At 43.3% G+C, this 22,270-nt stretch carries 19 protein-coding genes and 2 pseudogenes; 3 read left to right on the top strand and 18 right to left on the bottom strand.

The window, feature by feature from the left end:
- The first annotated feature begins 29 nt into the window (after positions 1–29).
- Positions 30–413, top strand: coding sequence for a RidA family protein (locus WFH18_RS06980; protein WP_005265550.1), 384 nt, complete (start codon positions 30–32; stop codon positions 411–413).
- 220 nt (positions 414–633) lie between these two features.
- Positions 634–828, top strand: coding sequence for a bacterioferritin-associated ferredoxin (locus WFH18_RS06975; RefSeq protein WP_004644972.1), 195 nt, complete (start codon positions 634–636; stop codon positions 826–828).
- A gap of 156 nt (positions 829–984) precedes the next feature.
- Here the strand turns inward: WFH18_RS06975 and WFH18_RS06970 are convergent, their stop codons facing one another.
- Complete coding sequence (locus WFH18_RS06970; protein ID WP_164543119.1) at positions 985–2,046, bottom strand: RNA-guided endonuclease InsQ/TnpB family protein; 1,062 nt, start codon at positions 2,044–2,046, stop codon at positions 985–987.
- 231 nt (positions 2,047–2,277) lie between these two features.
- Here WFH18_RS06970 and bfr point away from each other — a divergent pair, with 231 nt between their 5' ends.
- Complete coding sequence (gene bfr / locus WFH18_RS06965) at positions 2,278–2,742, top strand: heteropolymeric bacterioferritin subunit Bfr (RefSeq protein WP_164543120.1); 465 nt, start codon at positions 2,278–2,280, stop codon at positions 2,740–2,742.
- A 50-nt stretch (positions 2,743–2,792) separates the two neighbouring features.
- On the opposite strand, the gene WFH18_RS06960 is transcribed toward bfr, so the two are convergent.
- From WFH18_RS06960 to WFH18_RS06885, 17 genes and pseudogenes are all read right to left on the bottom strand, one after another.
- On the bottom strand, positions 2,793–4,430 hold the full coding sequence (locus WFH18_RS06960; protein WP_164543121.1) for a PglL family O-oligosaccharyltransferase: 1,638 nt from the start codon (positions 4,428–4,430) through the stop codon (positions 2,793–2,795).
- A gap of 88 nt (positions 4,431–4,518) precedes the next feature.
- A pseudogene (gene tfpZ / locus WFH18_RS06955) lies at positions 4,519–5,253 on the bottom strand (TfpX/TfpZ family type IV pilin accessory protein).
- 144 nt (positions 5,254–5,397) lie between these two features.
- The gene (locus tag WFH18_RS06950) at positions 5,398–6,330 is read right to left on the bottom strand and encodes an IS5 family transposase (protein ID WP_336754717.1); all 933 of its coding nucleotides are present in this window, start codon (positions 6,328–6,330) and stop codon (positions 5,398–5,400) included.
- A 354-nt stretch (positions 6,331–6,684) separates the two neighbouring features.
- Positions 6,685–7,245: a TPM domain-containing protein gene (locus WFH18_RS06945; RefSeq protein WP_164543265.1), complete on the bottom strand. Its 561-nt coding sequence runs from the start codon at positions 7,243–7,245 to the stop codon at positions 6,685–6,687.
- Entirely contained in the window at positions 7,239–8,285 is a 1,047-nt protein-coding gene (locus WFH18_RS06940) for a TPM domain-containing protein (protein ID WP_164543266.1), read from the bottom strand. The genes WFH18_RS06945 and WFH18_RS06940 overlap by 7 nt, the downstream gene beginning before the upstream one ends.
- Positions 8,286–8,314: 29 nt before the next feature.
- Positions 8,315–8,905 (bottom strand): LemA family protein, encoded by a 591-nt coding sequence (locus WFH18_RS06935; protein WP_004732432.1) that lies wholly within the window; start codon positions 8,903–8,905, stop codon positions 8,315–8,317.
- A 182-nt stretch (positions 8,906–9,087) separates the two neighbouring features.
- On the bottom strand, positions 9,088–10,509 hold the full coding sequence (locus tag WFH18_RS06930) for a glutamate synthase subunit beta (RefSeq protein ID WP_164543267.1): 1,422 nt from the start codon (positions 10,507–10,509) through the stop codon (positions 9,088–9,090).
- Between the two features lie 72 nt (positions 10,510–10,581).
- Positions 10,582–15,057, bottom strand: coding sequence for a glutamate synthase large subunit (gene gltB, locus WFH18_RS06925; RefSeq protein ID WP_171064277.1), 4,476 nt, complete (start codon positions 15,055–15,057; stop codon positions 10,582–10,584).
- Positions 15,058–15,506: 449 nt separating this feature from the next.
- Positions 15,507–16,385, bottom strand: coding sequence for a hypothetical protein (locus tag WFH18_RS06920; RefSeq protein WP_164543268.1), 879 nt, complete (start codon positions 16,383–16,385; stop codon positions 15,507–15,509).
- 10 nt (positions 16,386–16,395) lie between these two features.
- Positions 16,396–17,475 (bottom strand): 3-dehydroquinate synthase, encoded by a 1,080-nt coding sequence (gene aroB, locus WFH18_RS06915; RefSeq protein WP_164543269.1) that lies wholly within the window; start codon positions 17,473–17,475, stop codon positions 16,396–16,398.
- Between the two features lie 28 nt (positions 17,476–17,503).
- Positions 17,504–18,040 carry a shikimate kinase AroK gene (gene aroK, locus WFH18_RS06910; protein WP_004644955.1) on the bottom strand — a complete coding sequence of 179 codons (537 nt, stop codon included), beginning with the start codon at positions 18,038–18,040 and terminating at the stop codon, positions 17,504–17,506.
- Positions 18,041–18,076: 36 nt separating this feature from the next.
- The gene (locus tag WFH18_RS18520) at positions 18,077–18,691 is read right to left on the bottom strand and encodes a hypothetical protein (RefSeq protein WP_410487243.1); all 615 of its coding nucleotides are present in this window, start codon (positions 18,689–18,691) and stop codon (positions 18,077–18,079) included.
- A gap of 54 nt (positions 18,692–18,745) precedes the next feature.
- A pseudogene (locus WFH18_RS06905) lies at positions 18,746–20,155 on the bottom strand (AMIN domain-containing protein); the annotation flags it as partial.
- A 17-nt stretch (positions 20,156–20,172) separates the two neighbouring features.
- Entirely contained in the window at positions 20,173–20,700 is a 528-nt protein-coding gene (locus WFH18_RS06900; protein ID WP_155861573.1) for a pilus assembly protein PilP, read from the bottom strand.
- Positions 20,700–21,422, bottom strand: a complete 723-nt coding sequence (locus WFH18_RS06895) for a type 4a pilus biogenesis protein PilO (RefSeq protein ID WP_155861574.1) — start codon at positions 21,420–21,422, stop codon at positions 20,700–20,702. The genes WFH18_RS06900 and WFH18_RS06895 overlap by 1 nt, the downstream gene beginning before the upstream one ends.
- Positions 21,419–22,021 (bottom strand): PilN domain-containing protein, encoded by a 603-nt coding sequence (locus tag WFH18_RS06890; RefSeq protein ID WP_155861575.1) that lies wholly within the window; start codon positions 22,019–22,021, stop codon positions 21,419–21,421. Before WFH18_RS06890 ends, WFH18_RS06895 begins: the two co-directional genes overlap by 4 nt.
- 53 nt (positions 22,022–22,074) lie before the next feature.
- On the bottom strand, positions 22,075–22,270 hold a 196-nt coding region (locus tag WFH18_RS06885; RefSeq protein ID WP_336754579.1), incomplete at its 5' end, for a transposase.

The raw sequence follows: 22,270 nt of genomic DNA, 5'->3' as shown, positions 1-22,270 counted from the left end.
ATGTATGTCGATGATAAAAGGAGAAATTAATGTCCCGCCAAGTAATCCATACTGAAAATGCCCCTGCTGCGATTGGTACTTATTCGCAAGCCATTTTAGTGGGTGATACCTTATATCTATCAGGTCAAATTGGTCTGGATCCTTATAGTATGGAACTGGTTGAAGGCATTGAAGCTCAAATTCGCCGGGTGTTTGATAACTTAAAAGCAGTCTGTGAAGCCGCTGGTGGCTCTTTGGCAGATATCGCCAAACTGAATATTTTTCTGACCGACTTATCTCACTTTCAACTGGTCAATCAAATTATGGGTGAGTATTTTGCCCAGCCCTATCCAGCACGTGCCGCTTTAGGTGTGGCTAGCCTGCCTAAAGATGCTTGGGTTGAAATGGATGGCATTGTCATCATTAATCAATAAGTTATAAAAATCACTCAGTCCCCACCCTGCAATATCTCATTCTAAATCATGAATTGCTTTTGTGTGGAAATCCGAGCAGTGCTTGGATTTCCGCTCAGATGGTAGTTTCTTATCTAAATCATCAATCACGATAAAAGCTATTTCAAATGATTTTTATTGACAAACGATAACAATTATCAATAATATTACTTATCTTATTTAATCACTGTGGTTGTGTCCTATGTACGTTTGTCTATGCCGTGGCATTACAGATCAAGACATTAAAGATGCTATTGCAAATGGCGCTGAGAGTTATCGTGATGTACGCGATATGTTGGACTTGGGAACTTGCTGTGGCCGCTGTGCACCAGAAGCCCGTATGATTATCAGTGATGAAGTTTCACAAATTGCAGCACGACTGGCCGTTGCAGCATAAATTTAGAAAGATTTCTCCCTATAAACATAATGAAAAAACAATGATCTTTGGTCATTACTCCTCCCCCGCCTTTGACTCTGGCGGGTTTTTATTGCCATTCATCTGAATCGATTCGATGTTGATTTTCATTTGCTGTTCCTTGACATCCTCACCTCCCTAAATAGAGCTGATTCCTCCTGCGAGACGCTTATGCCCAAGCGCAAGTATGTTCTTAGCACTATTCAAGTCCCGATCCAGAACACTTGAACAGTTTTCACATTCCCATACTCTTATTCGCAAATCTGCTCTACCTTTCGGACTGCTTGCAGTGACCTCACCACAGCACGAACACATTTGGGTTGTGAAACTTTCACTAACTTCTTCAAACCATACTCCTGCGTTCTCGCATTTATACTTGAGCATGGTCTTGAATGCTGAAAATCCGGTATCCAGAACAGACTTCGCCATCTTGGTTTTCACCAGTTTTTTCGCACTCAGATCGCCTACAACAATTAGTGCATTTTTCTTTATAAGCATCGTACTTGCTTTGTGCAAATGGTCTTTACGACAGTCTGCAATCTTGGCGTGTAATGCACGGACACGTTTTCTATTTTTAGCTCGTTGAGCAATCCCTAATTTCTGTTCATATTGACGGTAGAACTTGGGATTTGAAATTATCGTACCATCCGAACAAGTGGCTATATCCTTTAAGCCCAGATCAATCCCAATCAAATTAGTCGCAGTCGATTTCTCAATTTTAGGGCTATTCACAACTAAGCAGACATACCAACGGCCACGCGCATCCTCGACAAACGAACCAGTCTTGATAATGTAATTTGACAGTCCATAGCTATCCCATATTTTAAACTGATGCTTGCCATACTGGATATGGCCATCAGCATACTTGATTGCTACTTTCTTGAAGGGTATCCAACCTAGTGATCTTCTGGCTGATTTCTTATGACTGACCCGCCATTTTAGTTTGGTCTTCTTGAATCGCTTTCTGCGTATGACTAATTCTTCGGTAACAGCCTGAATGGTTTGACTATGTAACCCACAAAGCCTAGATGTACCTTTCGTATATTCAGCAATATCGTAAGCACTGAGAAATTCACCTTTTCTTTTAAGGTGTTTAAAGCTTAAATCATTGACATAATTCCAGACGAAATTCACTTCAGATGCTAATTGCTCTAATATCTTAGAATGTTTATCTTTAATGCGTAATTTAAGTGTTTTCATGCGATTATTTTATCAATGAAAATAACCAATAGAATATCCAAAGTTAAAAATGTTAACTTGAAACGACATTTCATGTCGTATGGCTTAGGTCACTCATTTATATCCCTGCCTTGAAAACGAGATTTTACTTTTGATTTGATAAATTACTCGCCATTTGCCCCTGACTTGTTTTACTATCAGGATTAGAGCGCTTTCTTAGAAAGATAAAACAGGTCCAAATGGAGTTATGCGATGAAAGGCAATCGTGATGTGATTAATCAGCTCAATCAGGTGTTGTATCACCACCTAACTGCGATTAACCAGTATTTCCTGCATTCGCGCATGTTTAATGACTGGGGCATTGAGAAACTGGGCTCGGCAGAATATAAAGAATCCATTGTTCAGATGAAGCATGCCGACAAGATCATTGAACGGATTTTATTTTTAGAAGGTCTGCCAAATCTGCAACATCTGGGCAAACTGTATATCGGCCAGCACACTCAAGAAGTGCTGCATTGTGATGTGCGCAAAGTCAAAGAAAATATCGAAACCATTCAGAAAGCTGTGGCACTGGCTGAAACGGAAATGGATTATGTGACCCGCGATCTGCTACAGGAAATTCTGGAAAAAGAAGAAAACTATCTGGACTGGACAACCACGCAAATCGACCTGATTGAAAGTGTGGCTATCGAAAACTATATTCAAAGTCAGCTCTAAGATTCGATTCACAATAAAAAAAAGCCAGCATCTGCTGGCTTTTTTTGTACTTATTGGCGTGGCATATCCCGCGTTAATTCCTCATAACTCATTTCAGTTTTCTGGATAGCCTTTAGGCGTTGCAGCTGGTGCTTAGCCTCAGTCTTGTAACCATTAAATGCTAAGAGTTTGGCATATTTGATCAGGTTATATTTAGTCGCATAACTGAAGACCATTTGTTCACCTTCCTGAATCTGTTCAGCAGCCACTTTGCTATAAGGATTCAGACGAATCCAGGCAATGCGATGATTAAACTCGGTCAGCAGATAAATCGGTTTTTCATTGGTGATTTTTTCCGGCTGCTTTTCATAACGAATACTTTGTCCGAGTTTTGGTACAGCAACATCATAATCCCGGTAAATCACGAGCAATAAGATTAATCCAAGGCTAAAAGTCAGTTTCATCCATATCGAAGACAAGGTAATCGTTTTAATTTTTAGATTTTGTGCCAAGACCGTCCCCAGAATAAAACCCACTGGCAACAGAAAATAGGCATAGTGCTGTGGAAACTCAAACATGGCATGCGTCACAAATGCCCCAATCATCAAGATCCCAATGACAGACTCTGGGGTATTGACCCAGCGTTGCAGCTGATAACCCAAATAACCAAAGTAGGCCAAGAAAGGCAGACCGATGAGCAGTCCATTCCAGAGTAAAAAATCCAGAATAAAATTATGTGCGCTACGAATCCAGACCGGACCTTGTACTGTATCGCTGATCGAGACAAAAGCCACACTGGTCTGATACCAGCCATAGCCAAACCATGGCTGTGCCTGAATGGCAGCCAGCATCTGCTGCCAGATCGCGAGGCGTGACATATCTCCGGTGGCACGCACTACCACATCCCTGCTTTGTATGACGTCCGTATCCATTGCCTGTGCAGCCAACTGACTGAGTAATGGAAAAGTCACAATAGAGGAAATAAAGAAGATCAACCAAGTGATGCTGTAATACCATTTCAGGCGAATGATGCCTTTATATTGATAGAACGCCAGATACAGTATGATCGCAATCGCAGCGACCCACGCGGTACGTGACTGACTTAAAGCCACTCCCATGACAATCACTGTAGCGCAGGCAAATAACCATTTGGTCTGGATTTTTTTCTTTTCATATAAGTAAAGGCAGCTCATCAAAGCCATGACCAAGAAAGTCGCCATATTATTAGGCTGGGCAAAGTTGGCATAAGGCCGCTGTGTACCACTGATATTCACCATGCCTGGCAGTACAGAATCCAGATTAGCCCACTGACACAGCGCAATTAAACCCGTAATTGTCCCTGAAGCCAAAAATACATAACTCAGATTAGTAAAGGTTTCTTCCCGGTTATAGTTTCCTGTTGAAAGGTGATAACCCAACACACTTGCCAGCCAAAAGCTAAACACGAAAATAAAGCCCATCATGGCGATGCTAAAGAAAAACACCTGCCCTGCCAGAAAATGGATCAACGGCACACCAGCGAGGAGCAATAGCGGCAGATTAAGTGCTGGAATTCTTACTTTTTCTTTTAAGCAGATTACAGCGAGCGCAAATAATGCAAAGAAGGCATATAGCTCCCCCGTATAAGTCACCCAAGGACGATAATGCACGGGCATGAGCCATGCAAGAGAGATCAGGATTGCTGCGATAAGGGCAAGCGTGAATTTCATGGAAATATCAGGCAGTAGAAGTTTGGCACATGATAAACAAAAAAGCAGATTAAAGCTTAATCTGCTTTTTTAGATTTTCTCGTAAAGACTAATCCCAAGGACGAAGGTCGACAGTTTTAATGATTTCTGCAGTATCTTTATTAATTAAGACGACCATATCGACAGCATTGGCTTTTAAAGACAACCAAGCATCTGCATCGGAATATTTTGCTAAAGTTTTTTCAATTTCTGTTTTTGAGTTGTACTGTTCCAATTCTTTAAGTGGCAATACACGTTATTGAATTTGGGTTTTGGCTTGAGTCAGCTCTATATAGCGTTCTGGACGTTGTGCAATGGAAATCCCATTAAAAACTTCTGCAAACATTTCTTCACTGCGTTGCTGAGTATCTTTAGAAAAATCAGTTGCTACATATTGAGGTTTTAACCAAGAGGATTGTTGAAATTGTGGTTGAATATTTTTGAAATCCCCCTGAATGATTTCATTTTTTCGAACCAGTTCAATGCGATCAACATTATAAACCAACCATGCAGGACGACCCTGTTCAATACTATAGATACCATAACAGAGAGCAGATAGTTGAATAATAATAATCACCATTAAATCGAATTTTAGTGATTTTTTTCCTTCTTTATAAACCAATAAGCTCAACAATGGACCAATGATAACATCAATGGTGAGCATCATCAGGAAAATATGAGTTACACCAACAGCTTTAGCTAGTGGTAATGGATACCAAACAAAAAAAACCAACCCCATTACAGCAAACACTATTAATATTGAAATACTAAAATGACAAAGAAAAAATTTAAGGCGTTTAGACATTTTTATATTTATACAATCCTAATTATATTTATAAGATCCTAAAAAAATAAATTAAAAAGAGTGCTAACGCACTCTTTTTAATTTATTTTTTAGGCTTTGTTGCACAAAGATTTAAAAACTAGAGTTCCCCTAAGCTACTCAAATTTAAGAGACAACTTGGGTATGAGGTCGGCCTAATTCAGTGAATTTATTGAGGACTGCCACACGTGCATGAATCTCATTGACTTGGCTTTGAAAGCTCCTTGCACTCAGTTTATCGCCCAATAATTTAATGCAATGCATCTTGGTTTCTACCAAGCTTCGGCGATGATACCCAGACCACTTTTTCCAAATGACTCTTCCTAGGCGTTTGACCGTTTTCAATAATTCATTCCTCTCTATAGATCTCGCTTGCTTGTCTTTCCAAGGCTTTGCATTTTTTCTTGACGGAATCACCGCATGCGCTTGCCGATCTGCAATGACCTGACGGCATTGCTTGGTGTCATAAGCTCCATCGGTATAAACAGAGTCAATCCGCTCATCTTGTGGAATCTGATTAAGTAAATCACCAAGCACCTGTGAATCATTGACATTATTGGTTGTAAGCTGAACTGCTCGTATTTGCAGGGTTTTGGCATCTATACCAATATGTAGTTTACGCCATTGGCGACGATATTCAGGTCCATGTTTCTTGCGCTTCCATTCGACCTCACCTAGAAACTTCATGCCTGTAGAGTCCATAAGTAGATGCAGCCCATCTCTACTTTTTTGGTAGCTGATTACAATATCAATATGCTTTTGTCTTCTACATATGGTCGAATAATCTGGGGCCGTCCCATTTAAGCCAGAGAGTTTAATCAGACTTTGCACAAAGCCAGTAACCATACGTAAAGACAGACGGAATAAGGATTTAATCATTAAGCAGCATTGGATGGCTGCGTCGGAGTAGGTTTGATTTCGCCCTTGTTTGCCTTTTGATGGCGCATACCATTGCGTAGCAGGATCAAACCAAATGGCAATATTTCCGCGACTCATGAGTGCTCGGTTATATGCGGGCCAATTGGTTGTGCGGTAGATTTTGTGTGTAGGCTTCTTCATTTGAAAATTATATCGCTGAAAAACCCTTTACAGATAGGTTTGTGCAACAAAGCCTGTCCATATTGACTTACTTATGGATTGTTCATTTTATATGGACACTTATGGAGTATCAATAAGGGTAAAACCCTTTTGTACTGTATTCATAACATTCTCCACAAATGTTTTTGTTTATTTATAAGCTTAAAAGAAAAAGCTCATTTAGCTTATTTTATATTTAGCACTAAGTGTGCCAAGTTTTATTATAATAATTTTGGCAGAAAAAACAGTAGTTTAAAAAAATATTTTTATTTTTGTAAGTATTATGTTTTCTTTTGTGTAACTAACTGACAATTTTTGTCAATTAGTTAACTAAAATCACCCCAGAATGATTGGTTTATTCCCTAATTCATTTTCTAAATCATCTATTTTACGATCATAGTACTGGTCTAAAACTTTTCCAATCAGTTTCACTCCTTCGATCACCCCTTCTTTAAACTGCTGCTGGACTAAATGCTGAATAATATTTTGGCAGATTTCATCCCAGACTTGCTGGGTCGTTGCATTTTTAATTCCACGATCAATCACAATTTCAACCTTGTGCTCGCAGAGGTTCAAATAGAGCAGTACACCACTATTATATTCGGTATCCCAAACGCCAATTTCAGCAAACAACTGGCGAGCTCGACAAAGCGTATCCTGATAATAGGCAGATCGTGAAGGTAGACAGCCTTCAATCACCACCTGAATCTCCCCCACATGCCCATGCTCAGCTTCTTCCACCGCCACTGCAATCGCATGCTGATCCTGCTTGGAGAAAAAACGCTTGGTTGCCGGCATATAAAAGAAATGCTTGAGCCAACGCTTAAAGCTCGGCTGTGCATGTTCTTCCAGCTTTGGCTGCGTGACAATTTCTGTCGTGTCTGTCGTTGTTACCATGAGCCTGATGCTCCTCCCCCACCAAATCCACCACCGCCACCGCCGAAGCCGCCGCCCCCAAAACCACCACGACCACTACCGCCGCGGCCACCACCTGCCATAAAGGCGTGTAAAATCAGTTGCGCAAGTGAGGTGACCAGTAAAAAGAATACCCCTGCACCAATCATTAAGCTGGCGATTAAACCCATGCCATTGACCAGACCGGCAGCTGTGCCTGCAACTGCGGCAGTTGCAGCACTGAGTTTTCTGCCAAAAATCATTGAGGCAATCACACCAGCCACAATAATAAACAGCACACTACTGAACGTCGCCTTACTGGCTTTTTGTGCCTGATAAGCCTGTTCCTGACGTTCTTTAAGCTCATCGGCCGCCTGTGCGGCAAGTTCAGGCTCCAGATTTAAAATCCGTTCAATTTCAGTCAGACCTGCAGCAATCCCTTGCGCATATTGGCCCTGTTTAAAGTACGGTGTGATCTTGTCATTGATAATCCGGCCTGCCACGATATCGGGCAGTACACCTTCCAGACCATAACCGGTCAGGATCTGAATACGGCGATCATTGATGGCAATAGTCATCAATAAACCATTATCGCGTTTAGCTGAACCCAGCTGCCAGGCTTCAGCAACGCGCATGGAGTAATCAAAAATATCTTCCTGCCCCGTAGTCGGAACAATGACTACACCTATTTGCCCTTTGCCTTCATTATAAAGTTTCAAAATACGCTGACTGAGTTGCTGTTTTTCAGTGGGACTAAGTAAATTTGCCTGATCAATGACCGGTTCATTCAGGCTTGGCAAGTCGCGCCGAAACTGCCCTTCCGCCATGTCATTGGCAATTTGTGGCTGTGATGCTGCTGCAGTTTCTGTATTTTGAGTTTGAGTTTGAGTATTTTGATTCGTTTTAGGCTGCAAAATTTCACGCGCTACGATGACCTCTTCAGTATCTGTAGCTGTGGCTGTTTCTGCTGAAACAAGCGTGGTTATTCCCATGCCCAGCATGAGAAGCAAACCAGCACAGTATTTCAGCAGCATCTCGGACATCTGATCTCTCGCTTATCTACAAATCTTACTTATTCAAAGGAAACCGTTGGCGCTTTCTGGGCACTTTGCTCGGCACTAAAGTTCTGTTTGGTATCCATGCCAATCACTTTGGCTGTCATGACTTGCGGGAACTGACGCGCATAAGAGTTGAAGTCCTGTACTGTCGTAATATACCGGTTACGTGCCACAGCAATCCGGTTTTCAGTGCCTTCTAACTGTACCTGTAGATCACGGAACTGTTGATTCGCTTTCAAATCTGGATAATTTTCACTCACAGCCAACAGACGAGACAAGGCGCTGGTCATCTGGGCCTGTGCTTCCTGATAACGCTGGAATAATTCAGGATCTTCCAGCACTTCACGATCTACTTTTAAACCGGCAACATTGGCACGTGCTTGTGTTACTTCCGTTAAAACCTGCTCTTCATGCGAGGCATAGCCTTTGACTACATTGACCAGATTAGGTACCAGATCGGCACGGCGCTGATACTGGTTTTGTACTTCCGACCAGGCGGCAGTGACTGCTTCATCTTTGACTTGTAAGGTATTATAACCACAACCACTCAGGGTCAAGGTACTGGCCAGCATCAAGGCGATAAGAGATTGTTTGAATACACGCATGATATCTTGTCCTCAATTCTTTATTAAAATTTATATAATTAATTTGATTTTAAACAGTATTTTCTAAAGTTTTGTTACTTTTTATAATCTTTTTTAATGGCCTCTCTTTAAGTTAGACAATATCCAAAAATAAAAACCCGCCGTAGCGGGTTGTTTGAATGATTTCAGTGAATTTTCAACTGTTAAACATCTAGATAATCCAGAATCCCTTCAGCTGCCTGACGGCCTTCCCAGATTGCAGTTACCACCAGATCAGAACCACGAACCATGTCACCACCAGCGAAGATTTTCGGATTTGAGGTCTGGAATTTGTATTGCTGCTGTTCAGCAGCAAGCACACGACCTGAACCATCCAGATTGATTTCTACATCGGTGAACCAGTCAGCTGGGCTGGTACGGAAACCGAAAGCAAGCAGGACTGCATCCGCTGGAAGAGTTTCTTCTGAGCCCGGAATCGGCTCTGGACTACGGCGACCGCGGCTGTCCGGCTCACCCGGCTGAGTAGTAATAAATTTCACACCGGTCACTTTACCATTTTCACCGACAATTTCGATCGGCTGACGGTTAAACTGGAAATTCACCCCTTCTTCACGTGCATTTTGTACTTCACGGCGTGAACCCGGCATGTTTTCTTCATCACGACGGTAAGCACAGACCACGGATTCAGCACCTTGACGGATCGAAGTACGGTTACAGTCCATCGCAGTATCACCACCGCCTAAAACGATGACTTTCTTACCCTCAACGCTGATGTATTCAGCTGGGTCTTTTTCCCAGCCCTGACAACGATTGACATTGGCGATCAGGAAATCTAGTGCATCATACACACCATCCAGTTCTTCACCGGCAAAACCACCTTTCATATAGGTATAGGTTCCCATGCCCATAAACACAGCATCGTAGTCCGCGAGCAATTGATCAATAGTCACATCTGTGCCAATTTCAGTATTCAGACGGAATTCCACCCCCATACCCGTGAAAATTTCACGGCGGCGTTTCATTACGTCTTTTTCCATTTTGAATTCTGGAATACCAAAAGTCAGCAAACCACCGATTTCCGGACGCTTGTCAAAGACTACAGGTTTTACCCCGTTACGCACTAGAATATCTGCACAGCCAAGTCCTGCAGGACCTGCCCCGATAATCGCGACTTTCTTATTGGTCCATTGCACATTGGACATATCTGGACGCCAGCCCAATGCAAAGGCGGTATCGTTGATATATTTTTCTGCATTCCCGATCGTCACTGCACCGAAACCGTCGTTCAGGGTACACGCCCCTTCACACAGGCGGTCTTGTGGACAGACACGGCCACAGACTTCTGGCAAGGTATTGGTCTGATGACACAGTTCAGCCGCCTGAAACAGACGTCCTTCAGACACCAGTTTCAACCAGTTTGGAATGTAGTTATGTACCGGACATTTCCACTCACAGTACGGGTTACCACAGCCTAGGCAGCGATGCGTCTGATTGGCTGCAATTTCCGCTGTATAAGGCTTATAAATTTCCACAAATTCTGCTTTGCGGACATCAATCTCTTTTTTCTCTGGATCTTGGCGTGCGACATCCAGGAATTGAAAGTCATTATTCAGGCGTTCTGCCATGTCTCTCTCCGTGGGTAGATGTAAGGAGTTCACAGTTGCCTTACATCTGCCTATGTTTCTGCAGTAGTGGAATTATTGTGGATCAGCTTGAGTTGTTTTTAACAGCGTTTGCAAGTTAGCTGCTTTTGGTTTTACCAACCAGAACTTGCGGCTGTAAAAGTCAAACTCATGGCGGATCTTGTACGCCCAAGCACTACCCGTTTCTTTAATATGTTCATCCAGAATACGACCCAGGAAGGCTTTATGCTCTTCCATCGCTTCGGTGGAAATACGGTTCAGCTCAATCAGCTCGTGGTTATAATGATCAACGAAGTCATTATCCAGATCAAGTACATAAGCAAAACCACCAGTCATACCCGCACCGAAGTTATGCCCAACTTTACCCAGCACCGTAACAATACCGCCGGTCATATATTCACAGCAGTGATCACCTGCACCTTCAATCACGGCAAATGCACCCGAGTTACGCACCGCGAAACGCTCGCCCGCTGTACCCGCTGCATATAACTTACCGCCAGTCGCCCCGTACAAACATGTATTCCCAATAATCGCGGTATTTTGCGTCTGGAATGGCGAACCTTTTGGCGGGAAAATCGAGATACGACCACCGGCCATACCTTTACCAACATAGTCATTGGCATCACCTTCAAGGCTGATGTGCAGACCACCGGCATTCCAGACACCCAGTGACTGGCCTGCGGTACCATTCAGGTGAACTTTCACCGGATGGGCCTCCATGCTCAAGTTGCCATAACGTTTCGCAATTTCACCAGACAAGCGTGCGCCAATCGAACGGTCACAGTTACCGATCGTGAAGCTATATTCACCGCCAGTTCCTGCTTCAATCGCAGGTAGAATCTCATCCACCATTTTCTCTGCCAGAATCCCTTTATCGAATGGTGCATTGCCCTGTACTTCGCAGTACTGTGCTTTACCTTCTGCAGCAGGATGCGACTCTAGCAATTTACTTAAATCAAGATGTGCATGCTTTGCAGTTTCACCTGGAAGCACTTCAAGCAGATCCGTACGACCGATCAGGTCTTTCAGACTCGATACACCCAGTGCTGCCAGCCATTCACGGGTTTCTTCAGCAATAAAGGTGAAGAAGTTAATCAGCATTTGTGGCTCGCCAATATAATGCTCTTGACGCAAATGATCTTGTTGAGTCGCGACACCGGTTGCACAGTTATTTAGGTGACAGATACGCAGGTATTTACAACCTAATGCGATCATCGGAGTCGAACCAAAACCGAAGCTTTCAGCACCGAGAATTGCTGCTTTTACGACATCCAGACCGGTTTTTAAACCGCCATCTGTCTGTACGCGAACTTTACCACGCAGGTCATTAACACGAAGGGCTTGATGCGCCTCAGAAAGACCCAGTTCCCATGGCGAACCTGCATGATGAATTGAAGAAAGTGGAGAAGCCGCTGTACCACCATCATAACCAGAAATGGTAATGAAATCGGCATATGCTTTCGCTACACCTGCCGCAATCGTACCGACACCCGGTTCAGAAACCAGCTTAACTGACACCATCGCCTGTGGGTTAACCTGTTTTAAATCAAAGATCAACTGTGATAAATCTTCAATTGAATAGATGTCATGATGCGGAGGTGGCGAAATCAACGTTACACCTGGTACAGAGTAACGTAAACGGGCAATAAGACCGTTTACCTTACCACCCGGCAACTGACCACCTTCACCTGGTTTTGCACCTTGCGCGACTTTAATTTGAAGGACTTCTGCAGACGTTAAGTAAGCAGGGGTCACACCAAAACGGCCCGATGCAATTTGTTTGATTTTCGAGTTACGGATGGTGCCGTAACGCGCTGGATCTTCACCGCCCTCACCTGAGTTCGAGCGACCACCAATCGTGTTCATGGCAATCGCAATCGCTTCATGTGCTTCAGGCGACAGTGCACCCAAAGACATGCCGGCAGAGTCAAAGCGAGGCAGGATTTCTTCAACCGATTCCACTTGTTCGACTGGAATCGAATTATCTGTTTTCAGTTTGAACAGGTCACGAATCGTCGCAATTGGACGCTTGTTCACCAGTTCTGCATATTCTTTAAAGTCTGCGTAGTTCCCAGAACGTACGGCTTTATGCAGCGAGTTTATTACATCCGGGTTAAAGGCATGATATTCCTTGCCAAAGACAAACTTCAGCAAACCACCCTGATCAATTGGCTTACGGTTTTTCCAGGCAATATCCGCCAACTGTTTCTGATCATTTTCAAGATCGACAAAAGTGGCACCCTGAATACGGCTTGGTACACCGATGAAGCATTTGTCCACCACTTCCTTGGATAAACCCACTGCTTCAAACAACTGACCACCACGGTAAGAGGCAACCGTAGAAATACCCATTTTCGAAAGAACTTTCAGCAGACCTTTCTCAATCCCCTTACGGAAATTGTTTTGTGCATAGATTGGGTCACCCAATAACTCGCCTTTGGCGACCAGATCATTGATCACGTCATAAGCCAGATATGGGTAGATGGCTGTTGCACCAAAGCCAAGGAGTACCGCAAATTGGTGTGGATCACGGGCAAAACCGGTTTCAATGATCAGGTTGGCATCGGTACGCAGACCTGTATTAATCAGGTGATGATGCACCGCACCAGTGATCATGAAGGCATTGGCAGGCAAGTAACCTTCACGGATTTTCTTATCTGAAAGCACCAGTAAGGTTTTACCATCACGAATGGCTTGCGCAGACTCTTCACAAATACGCGCAATTGCCGCTTGCAGACCTTCGGTTTCAGCATAGTTCAGGTCGATATCTGCAATTTCATAACCGGCACGACCCAGCGTACGGATCTGATGCATTTTCGAATTAGAAAGTACAGGACTGGAAATGATCAAGCGGTCTGCATGCTCAGGCCCTTGTTCAAAGACGTTTTGTTCACGACCTAAACAGGTTTCCAGTGACATCACAATCGATTCACGTAACGGATCGATCGGCGGATTGGTCACCTGTGCAAACTGCTGGCGGAAATAATCCGACACATGGCGCACCTGACGAGACAATACCGCCATTGGCGTATCATCGCCCATCGAGCCGACAGCTTCCTGACCGCTTTCAGCAATCGGACGCAACAACTGGTCACGCTCTTCAAAGGTCACCATGAACATTTTTTGTGCCGCTTTCAGGCCATCGCCTTTTAAGCCTTGATCACATAAATATTCTTCCAGCTCTGGACTGCCTTGCAAACGTACAGAATTTTCACGTAACCATTCACGGTATGGACGCATACGTTTCAGATGATTATTGACATCTTGCGTATCCAGTACCTTGCCGGTTTGCGTATCAATGACCAGCATTTGGCCGGGGCCGACACGACCTTTAGAAATCACATCTTCAGGTTGATAACCCCACACGCCAATTTCAGAAGCCAGCGTGATATAACCATTTTTGGTGATGACCCAACGCGCAGGACGCAGACCATTACGATCCAGCATACAGATCGCATGACGCCCATCCTGAATCACCAAACCTGCAGGACCATCCCAGGCTTCCATATGTTTTGAGTTGAATTCATAGAAAGCTCGAAGATCAGCATCAAGTGTTTCCACGTTCTGCCAAGCAGGTGGAACCAGCATACGGAGTGCACGGAACAGATCCATGCCGCCACCCACCAGAATCTCCAGCATGTTGTCCAGGCTTGAAGAATCCGAACCGGTACGGTTCACAATTGGATTCAGTTCAGTTAAACCCGGCAATAACGGATTTTCAAATTTTGGTACACGTGCCATGGCCCAGTTACGGTTCGCAGTAATGGTATTGATTTCACCATTGTGCGCGAGGTAACGGAACGGCTGTGCCAAAGGCCAGCGTGGTAAGGTATTGGTCGAGAAGCGCTGATGGAAGACCACAATATGCGATTCCAAACGTGGATCAGCCAGATCTGTATAAAAATCTGCAATCGCTTCCGGCATCATCAAGCCTTTATAGCTGATGACCGTTGAACATAAAGTAGTAACATAGAAAGAAGCATCATTGCTTAACAGTTGCTCTGCACGACGGCGTGCCAGGAATAACTTACGGTTAAATTCAACCTCAGTCACACCCATTGGACAGTTAACAATAATCTGTTCAAATGCCGGCATCGATTGCAATGCAATTTCACCCAGTGCATCAACATTGGTCGGAATTACACGCCAAGCCAGAACGATTAAACCTTCAGCTTCAATCTCTTTGTTTAAAACCTGTTTGGCATGAGCAGCAAGCGCAGGATCAAGATTTAGGAATACTGAACCTACAGCAAAGACTTCACTTAAGGTGGTATCACTTAAGCGTTTTGCTTCTTCACGGAAGAATTTTTTTGGCATTGCCAAGAGCAAACCACAACCATCTCCAGTCTTGCCATCTGCGGCAATACCACCACGGTGGGTCATGCAACTCAAACTATGAATCGCGGTCTTGACGAGATCATGGCTTGCATCACCCTGCATATGGGCGATCAAACCGAAACCACAGTTATCTTTAAACTCATCCGGTTGGTATAAACCTTGAGCGGGAGCTACATTGTTAGGCGATGGCATGTGCATAGCGTACCCTTCTTTCACGAAGCCTCAACAGGCTATTAAACAATCTAAATTTTTCTCTGCGCTGGCGTCTAATGGACTTTCGAAGACCGTCTTGGTAGAGCAAAAGCATTTTTCTTTATTTCTTCAGACTAGTCCTTTTTTAGACTAAATGCATAACAAATAAAGTTTATTCTGCTCATGAATAACATAAAAATCTGGAATAAATATGACATTCATAAGGTGTCATCGAATCATTTTTCGCGCTAAAACAGGGAGATTAATTCAATTCATGCACCAATAAAGCAAATTCCATGCCAACAAACAGCGCATAAATTAAAACAATACAAATGACAAAGATTTAGCGCAGAACAGCACTCTAAGGGTTATTTTTAATGTGCATTTTTTGCACCAAAAGCGCTCATTTTTAATTCTGTAATTTTTTGGATGCGCTATTTTAGACCGAACTAATTAAATGGATCATTAATCTCGTTATTTTGAGGACGCGGATTACTGCCCTGAGCAGGTCGATTATTGTTATTTTGCGGTTGAGGTGTACCTTCTACAGCACTTTCAGATTTCTGTACATCAACTACATTTCCCGATGAATCACGGCGCACAATTGTGGTACTTGTAGTCGCAGCATCAGAGCTACGCGGCTTGGACTCAGTTTGAGTTTGCTGCTGTCTAAGTCGCACCGATTCATCTACTTTCGGCAAAGGTACGTTTTTCAAACGAATTTCGTAAAGCTTTTGATTACTGGCCAATTCCTCTGAACCCAGATTATTGACCAGACTGGCATATTGCTGCATTGCTACAACTTCAGGCTTGACTGAGGCCGGTAAATTTAACTTCAGTGTAGAGAGTGCCTGATTGGCTTGTGCCGCCGTCTTATATTGACCATACAACAACACATATTGTTCTGGCTGATTTTCACCTGAGATTCTTAAATAAATAAAAGGTTTACGATCGGACTGTTTTTTAAGAAAACTTTTTAAAATGGCTTCATTGGTCACACGAAATAATTCAATGGCGTGCTGGTTTTTCGCTTCATTGACAAATTTGGTACCGCGAAATTCTGGCTCATGACTGGCATTCACGAGGGTACGCGTATTTAGATCCAGTGGTTTCACTTCCTGAAAAAGCGCACCAAGATGGGTCATTGTGGCTACTTTTTCCGGCTGAATCTGCAACTGAACTTCAGTTTCAGGCTTTTTTTCAATTTCGACGACGTCATCTGAATCAGTCACCGCCCAAAAGACCAAGGCAGCAAATAGGCAGCATACGCCACAGACCAGCCAGAAATAATGCTGAATCTTTTGCCAAGGAGTATGTAATGCTGCCATAAAACTAAACCTATGCCTGATTGGCTAAAATTGCCTGTTTCATTAACTCGAGATCAAAGTCCCGGGTAATCACTGCTTCGCCTAACTGCTTTAATAACACCAGACGCAATTGTCCATTTAAGACTTTTTTATCATGGGCCATATAGGCCAGAAAATCATCCAGAGGGATTTTAGGACAAACCACAGGAAGTTTGGCACGAGAAATGATTTTTTTTGTACGTTCTAAATCCTCTTGAGAAATCCAGCCCATTCGCTGGGACAGATCCGCAGCCATTACCATACCGGTGGCAACAGCCTCGCCATGTAGCCAGACACCATACCCCATGTAGGATTCAATCGCATGACCAAAGGTATGACCCAGATTCAGCAGTGCACGTTCACCCTGCTCTTTCTCATCATTGGCTACGATCCGTGCTTTATGTGCACATGAGCGGTAAACGGCTTCAGCCAATAATTTCTCATCACGAGCAACCAGAGCATCCATATTCTCTTCAAGCCAGACTAAAAAATTTTCATCCCCGAGTAGGGCATATTTAATCACTTCAGCCAAACCTGCTGACAGCTCGCGGTCCGGTAAAGTAGCAAGCTGCGACATATCTGCCAATACCACTTGCGGTTGCTGGAAAGCACCAATCATGTTTTTACCGAGTGGATGATTGATCCCGGTTTTTCCACCCACACTTGAATCTACCTGCGACAGCAAGGTCGTCGGCACCTGAATAAAGTACACACCGCGCTGGAAACAGGCCGAAGCAAACCCAGCCATATCTCCAATCACACCCCCACCCAGCGCAAGCACAGTACAGTCCCGGTTAAACCCGGCTTCAAGCAGTGCATCAAAGATAAGATTCAGATGCTGGCTATCTTTGTATTTTTCACCATCAGGCAAAATACAGGTTGCAACACGCTTATCCAAAGCTTCAATTGCAGTTTGATAACGCTGCAAATAAAGTGGTGCAACCGTAGTATTACTTACAATCATCACTTGCTTGCCATGAATATAGGGTGCCAATAAGGCCTGTGGATCCAGATCGCTCCCGATAAAAATAGGGTAACGACGTTCTCCGAGTTCTACATATAAGGTTTGCATGCTTGATTAACCACTTTATTCAATGAGCTTAGTTTTTGGAAGTAATGAGATTGAGAATCCGCTGCGCCAGATCTCGTGCAGCACCCTGATTGGTCTCAATAATATGATGCGCCACTTCACGATACAAGGGATCACGAACTGCCAGTAAATCACGTAACTTTTGTTCCGGATTTTCGACTTGAAGGAGTGGACGGTTTTTATCGCGATAGGTACGTTGCAGTTGAATTTCAACCGGCGTATAGAGATAGACAACGATTCCGCGCTGTTTCAGATAGTCTCGGTTTAAAACCTGAGTAATTGCACCACCACCGGTGGCTAAAACCAGATGGGGACGTGAGGTAAGGTCATTAATCACAGCAGTTTCACGGTCACGAAAACCCTGTTCCCCTTCTTTTTCAAAAATCCAGGGAATGGTCGCACCTGTTTTACGTTCAATTTCATGATCACTGTCTAGAAATTCACGTCCTAACAATTCTGCGAGATGTCGTCCTACTGTTGTTTTACCGGCCCCCATCGGCCCTACCAAATAAATATTTGGTAGGGTTTCAAACTCTTTGCTTGGCAAGGAGTCACCTATTCGTTTTGTTAAATTCAAAATATATTAATGATTTCTTGAAACACTGTCATTAACAATTCGAGGTGTAACGAAAATCAGGAGCTCTGCTTGACTTGAGGTGCTTGAACTATTTTTAAAAAGATTACCTAAAACAGGCAAATCCCCTAAAAATGGTACTTTACTGGAATTCTTTACTCTAAGATCATCAAATATCCCTCCCAATACCACTGTTTCACCATCACTTACCAATACATTCGTTTGTAATTCATTGGTATTAATGGAAGGACCTTCAGGCGTAATTGTACCGATACTATCTTTTTCAATCTTGAGTTCCATCTGTACTTTACCATCTGGCGTAATACTTGGCGTTACTTCAAGTCTCAAGTTTGCTTCTTTAAAAGAAGTTGTTGTTCCTCCTTCTGCACTATATGTTTGATAGGGAATTTCTGTTCCGCGTAAAATATGAGCTTTTTGTTTATCACCTGTCATAATTTTAGGAGCAGATAAAATCTCACCCAATCCATCTGTTTGTAGTGCAGTTAACTGTAAATCCAACATATAGTCAGAAATTTTTAGCAATCCAAAACTAAATGTTCCTGCACTTGCAGTCCCTAAATCCACATTTAGATCTAGACTTGGAGAATAGTCTCCTCCCCACACATTAGAGCCATTAGATCCGCCACTTAGAGTTGGATTAATACGCTGTATACCTCAATTAATTCCCAAATCACGTGAAAAGTTGGTTTCAGCTGTAACAATACGGGCCTCAACCATGACCTGCTTCACTTGAACATCAAGTAAATTTACCATATTCTTAATTTTATCAATAAATTGCTGAGTATCATTAACAATTAAGGTATTAGTCCGAGCATCTATAGAAATAGATCCTCTTGAACTCAGCAAACTCTCTTTATCCCCATCACTAGAACTACCTGATGCTCCTTTATTTTGAGTAATCAGTTTTTCGATATCTGTAGCCTTAGCATAACTAAGCTGCAGATATTCAGTCTGAAGCGGAGCTAGCTTAATACTTTGCTTTAATGCTTTAGCCTCTTCCTCTTCTGCTTTAATCAATTCTGCTATCGGTGCAATCCACATTACATTGCCATTACGGCGTTTATCCAGATTTTTGGTTTTCAGCACAATATCCAGCGCCTGATCCCACGGTACTTCTTTTAAGCGCAAAGTAATATTACCTTGCACACTGTCCGCAGCCACCATATTGATATCGGTGAAATCGGCTAAGAGCTGTAATACACGGCGCACTTCGATATCCTGGAAATCTAAAGAAATCTTCTTACCGGTATAGGCAACGGTTTTAGGACGCAATGGACTCTTGGCTTCTGGTCGTTTCAAACTGATGGTCAGCTTGTTATCAGTCTGATAAGCCATATATTCATAACTTTCCGCAGACTGAATCGTAATCACGCCTGAACCATTTTGATTCACAGCATCCACACTCGATACCGGAGTCGCGAAATCAGTCACATTAAGACGGCGGGTCAAATGAGCCGGAATCTTGAAACCTAAAGTGCGTACAATAACTTTGGTACCCTGCTGCTGTACATCGACTGGTGTATTATTTCCTGCCAGATCGATGACGACTTGGCCTTCACCTTGGGCACCGCGCTGGAAACCAATGTTACTAATACCCTGAGCTGACTGTTGCTGCACAGGTTGAGCCATGGCAACAGGAGTTGCCGAGTTAATTTTAAGAATAAAGGTATTGCCTTCCACGCGAGTCGTAAAAGCGCCAGCCTCGGTCAAATTTACCGTCAAACGTGCCCGCTGAGCATCCGAAGTGACATCTACCAAACTGGCTTCACGTGTTGCCACCGGAATACTGCTTTGTTTTAAATTCTGTTGTGCCTTGTCAAAGTCCAGAATCAGACGTGACGGCGATTCTAATTGGTAGGCTTGTGGTTGTGGTGGCAAACCATTGAACATCACCCGAATCTCAGTTCCTTGTCCAGGAAGCTGCATGGGTACTACATTGGTCATTGAAACCTGCGCACTGGCCACTTGCATCACCGCAATCGCAACAGCACCCATTGAAAACTGACGAAACACACGATTCATTGTATTAACATCCCCAAAAATAAATTCTTTAATACTCTTATTCATTGTTATTCCTTTAAAACTTATGGCGCCGGCCCGATAAGAACCAGACTTCGCGGACGTTCCACATATCCCTCACGGCCATCTGGAATAATCTCAATCAAATCGATCTGTGTCGGTGTAATTCCAACCACACGACCATGATTAAGCCCCATATAGCTACCATGCTGGATCCGCTCAACTTCACCATCAGGCGTCTGGATTAAAGCCAGAATCTGCCCGGCCTGATTACGCATGCTGCCTTTCATGGTCAAAGTTTCCAGCGGATAACTTTCTAGCGGTTGCAGTTGACGTGATAGGTTTGGATAAACCCGTTTCCCCGCCATAATTTTCAGTTCAGCAGCCAAAGAACTTGGTAAAAAAGGACTTTTGATCTGATGTGCTGCATAGTTGAAGGTTTCAACTGGCATAAAATCAGGCGCAGGTTCAATCGGTAAAGGCGGCTGATTACGAATATTGGCCATTTCCTGATTGACTGCATCAATGCGTGAATCACATCCCAATAATAAAAACCCAAGCGTTAAAGCCGAAGTAATTTTAATGTTCTTCATTACTGCGCCCCCTGAGTAGTGCTGTTAGCTGCAGGCTGCGCTGCAGCACCTTCCGCATTACCGACATAACGATAAGTTTTGGCTTTCACCACATAATCAATGACCGGAATTTCAGATTTTTTCTCTTTGTTTTCAGCACCGGTAATGGTGAAATCATGCAGCGTAACAATACGTGACAAGCCGGCAATACTGCTCACAAAGGAACCAAAAGCGTGATAATCCCCAGTAGCTTCAATCGCAATTGGCTGTTCAATAAAGAACTCTTGTTTAATTTCAGGCTCTAGACGGATATTTTTAAACTTCAGGCCTGAATTCACACCGCTCAGGTTAATATCTTCAACCAGACCCGGAATTTCAGTTTCTTTCGGCAACTGTTCTAACTGCTGGTTAAAACGGGCTTCCATTTCCTGAAGCTGGATTTGATATTGTTGTAAATTGCGTAATTTGGATTCTTTTTCGCGAAATTCATTCAGCAGGTTTTGTTCTTGAGCACTGGCTTGTGAAATTGACTCAATCGTGCTTCTGATCATGACAAAGTAAATCACCGCAAATGCCAGTGCCGCAATAAAAATCCAGCAGGTAATTTTGACCGACAAAGGCCAGCTACCATAGTTATTTGGATCTAATGTATTGAATTGCTGAAAAAACTTTTCAACAGTCATTTTATTTTTGGGTACAGCGACGACATCTTGGCAGAACTCATCGAATTCTTCATTACTCATGATGATGCCCCCGTAGTTGTAGCGACTGCTTGTTGTTCTTCGTTAAGTACTGGCTGAGCGATCTGATCCAGATCCACAGTTACAGTTACAGTAAAACTGCCATAAGATTCTTCCACACGTGGAATAATCGAGCTCGGTGCCTTTTCTTTTGCTTCTTCAGCCACCAGGAAGGCATTCATAAAGGCATTCCGATACCAAGATGAAGCTTCCAGATTACGGAGCAGTTCTGCTACCGTATTTGAACTCTCAGCTCGACCTTCAATGGTAAACTTATCACCGATACGCTGGAATTTGGTGATATACATATTGCTTGGGGTCACCCGCACAATTTCATCAATCAGATGCACTGCAATCGGACGTTGGGTTTGTAGGCCCTGAATCAGTTTCATCCGTTCAACAATTGCATTACGCTGTTCTTGTAAACCTTCAAGCGCCTTTAACTGCACATCCAGATTCTGGTTGGTACTTTGAATCAGCTGATTGGCCTGTTCCTGATCCTGAAGCTTGTGATCATAATAAAACCAGGTAGAACCTGCTGCTGCTAATCCTAAGAACAGCGCCCCCACGCAGATTGCCACGAATTCATTATTTCTTTTAATTCTTAGCTCATCACGCCAAGGAAGTAAGTTAACCTGAGTTCGATGAAATCCACTTAACCTTTTAGCATATTTTGGAAAGTTGGCTTATTGGGGTTCAAACAATAAGCCACTACAGCAGCCATGATATTCACCATGAAGTTATTTACCGAACGATGACGTGAATGTTCAAGTTGATGTAAATTTTTTAATTGATCATTCACTGTTTCGATCAATCCTCTTCTGCAAAGTAATTGTTTTTCTTCTTCAGTT

The sequence above is a fragment of the Acinetobacter sp. USHLN143 genome (assembly GCF_037145695.1).
In the GTDB taxonomy this organism is placed as follows: domain Bacteria; phylum Pseudomonadota; class Gammaproteobacteria; order Pseudomonadales; family Moraxellaceae; genus Acinetobacter; species Acinetobacter fasciculus.
This window is presented reverse-complemented; position numbering and strand designations above follow the sequence as displayed.

What these genes read in the sequence shown, in the direction of transcription:
- WFH18_RS06945 (WP_164543265.1), bottom strand. Translation starts at nt 7,245, where the DNA reads ATGGTAACAACGACAGACACGACAGAAATTGTCACGCAGCCAAAGCTG.
- WFH18_RS06930 (WP_164543267.1), bottom strand. Translation starts at nt 10,509, where the DNA reads ATGGCAGAACGCCTGAATAATGACTTTCAATTCCTGGATGTCGCACGC.
- WFH18_RS06900 (WP_155861573.1), bottom strand. Translation starts at nt 20,700, where the DNA reads ATGAAGAACATTAAAATTACTTCGGCTTTAACGCTTGGGTTTTTATTA.
- WFH18_RS06970 (WP_164543119.1), bottom strand. Translation starts at nt 2,046, where the DNA reads ATGAAAACACTTAAATTACGCATTAAAGATAAACATTCTAAGATATTA.
- WFH18_RS06920 (WP_164543268.1), bottom strand. Translation starts at nt 16,385, where the DNA reads ATGGCAGCATTACATACTCCTTGGCAAAAGATTCAGCATTATTTCTGG.
- WFH18_RS06935 (WP_004732432.1), bottom strand. Translation starts at nt 8,905, where the DNA reads ATGCGTGTATTCAAACAATCTCTTATCGCCTTGATGCTGGCCAGTACC.
- aroB (WP_164543269.1), bottom strand. Translation starts at nt 17,475, where the DNA reads ATGCAAACCTTATATGTAGAACTCGGAGAACGTCGTTACCCTATTTTT.
- WFH18_RS06960 (WP_164543121.1), bottom strand. Translation starts at nt 4,430, where the DNA reads ATGAAATTCACGCTTGCCCTTATCGCAGCAATCCTGATCTCTCTTGCA.
- gltB (WP_171064277.1), bottom strand. Translation starts at nt 15,057, where the DNA reads ATGCCATCGCCTAACAATGTAGCTCCCGCTCAAGGTTTATACCAACCG.
- WFH18_RS06980 (WP_005265550.1), top strand. Translation starts at nt 30, where the DNA reads ATGTCCCGCCAAGTAATCCATACTGAAAATGCCCCTGCTGCGATTGGT.
- bfr (WP_164543120.1), top strand. Translation starts at nt 2,278, where the DNA reads ATGAAAGGCAATCGTGATGTGATTAATCAGCTCAATCAGGTGTTGTAT.
- WFH18_RS06975 (WP_004644972.1), top strand. Translation starts at nt 634, where the DNA reads ATGTACGTTTGTCTATGCCGTGGCATTACAGATCAAGACATTAAAGAT.
- WFH18_RS06895 (WP_155861574.1), bottom strand. Translation starts at nt 21,422, where the DNA reads ATGAGTAATGAAGAATTCGATGAGTTCTGCCAAGATGTCGTCGCTGTA.
- WFH18_RS06950 (WP_336754717.1), bottom strand. Translation starts at nt 6,330, where the DNA reads ATGAAGAAGCCTACACACAAAATCTACCGCACAACCAATTGGCCCGCA.
- WFH18_RS06940 (WP_164543266.1), bottom strand. Translation starts at nt 8,285, where the DNA reads ATGTCCGAGATGCTGCTGAAATACTGTGCTGGTTTGCTTCTCATGCTG.